Source organism: Micrococcus sp. HSID17227 (assembly GCF_003989405.1).
GTDB lineage: Bacteria > Actinomycetota > Actinomycetes > Actinomycetales > Micrococcaceae > Micrococcus > Micrococcus luteus.
On sequence record NZ_RBLN01000365.1, the window covers coordinates 1 to 1,583 of the forward strand.

The 1,583-nt window shown below is 71.2% G+C and carries 1 protein-coding gene and 1 pseudogene; both read left to right on the forward strand.

Annotated features, from left to right (window positions below; all coding sequences use genetic code 11):
* Positions 1–1,249 (forward strand): transcription termination factor Rho (gene rho / locus D8M29_RS11850; protein ID WP_127446009.1); only part of this gene is annotated, 1,249 nt, incomplete at its 5' end.
* A 115-nt stretch (positions 1,250–1,364) separates the two neighbouring features.
* A pseudogene (locus D8M29_RS11855) lies at positions 1,365–1,583 on the forward strand (peptide chain release factor 1); the annotation flags it as partial.

Sequence of the window (1,583 nt, forward strand, 5' to 3'; positions counted from 1 at the left end):
TCGCCGCAACCGCAACGAGCGCGGCCGCAACCGCCGTGGCCGCGGCGGCCCCGAGGTCGACGAGACCGAGCTGACCGAGGATGACGTCCTGCAGCCCGTGGCCGGCATTCTCGACGTGCTGGACAACTACGCGTTCGTCCGCACCTCCGGCTACCTGCCGGGCCCGAACGACGTCTACGTCTCCCTGGCCATGGTGAAGAAGTACGGTCTGCGCAAGGGCGACGCCGTCGTCGGCGCGATCCGCGCCCCGCGCGACGGAGAGAAGCAGCAGCACCACGGCGGCGGCTCCAACCGCCAGAAGTTCAACGCCCTGGTGAAGATCTCCTCGGTCAACGGCCAGCCCGCCGTCGAGCACCCGCAGCGCGTGGAGTTCGGCAAGCTCGTGCCGCTGTACCCGCAGGAGCGCCTGCGCCTGGAGACCGATCCCAAGCTGATCGGCCCCCGCGTGATCGACCTGGTCAGCCCCATCGGCAAGGGCCAGCGCGGCCTCATCGTCTCCCCGCCCAAGGCCGGCAAGACGATGATCCTGCAGTCGATCGCCAACGCGATCAAGACGAACAACCCCGAGGTCCACCTCATGATGGTGCTCGTGGACGAGCGCCCCGAGGAGGTCACCGACATGCAGCGGTCGGTGGACGGCGAGGTCATCGCCTCCACGTTCGACCGCCCGGCGGACGACCACACCACCCTCGCCGAGCTGGCCATCGAGCGCGCCAAGCGCCTCGTGGAGATGGGCCGCGACGTCGTCGTGCTGCTCGACTCCATGACCCGCCTGGGCCGCGCCTACAACCTGGCCGCCCCGGCCTCGGGCCGCATCCTCTCCGGCGGTGTGGACTCCTCGGCTCTGTACCCGCCGAAGAAGTTCTTCGGCGCCGCCCGCAACATCGAGAACGGCGGCTCGCTGACCATCCTGGCCACCGCGCTGGTCGAGACCGGCTCGCGCATGGACGAGGTGATCTTCGAGGAGTTCAAGGGCACCGGCAACATGGAGCTGCGCCTGTCCCGCCACCTCGCTGAGCGCCGCATCTTCCCGGCGGTGGACGTCAACGCGTCCGGCACCCGCCGCGAGGAGGCCCTGCTCTCGCAGGAGGAGGTCAAGATCATGTGGAAGCTGCGCCGGGTGCTCTCCGGCCTCGAGCAGCAGCAGGCCCTCGACCTGCTCACCAACAAGATCAAGGACACCGCGTCCAACGCCGAGTTCCTCATGCTGGTCTCCAAGACCACTCTGGGGTCCAAGGGTGACGACTGACCGCCCCGTCGCACGGCCCCGTCCCGCCCGGGGGAGCTCGTCTCCGCCGGACGGGGCGGGGCCGTCCGCGTCGGACAGCCCGGCCCGCTGAGGCCGGAGGAGGAGAGGCACGCACGTGTTCGATTCGGAGCAGCGGCGCGAGGCCGTGGATCGGCTCCTGGCGGAGCATCGCGAGCTGACGGCGCGCCTGTCCGACCCGGCGGTGCACCAGGACCCGGCGCTCGCCCGGAGGCTGAACCGGCGGTTCGCCGAGCTCGGCGCCGTGGTGACGGCTCACCGCGCCTGGTCGGCGGCCGCGGGGGGGCGGGCCGACGCGGGCTCGGGAGAGCCCCCG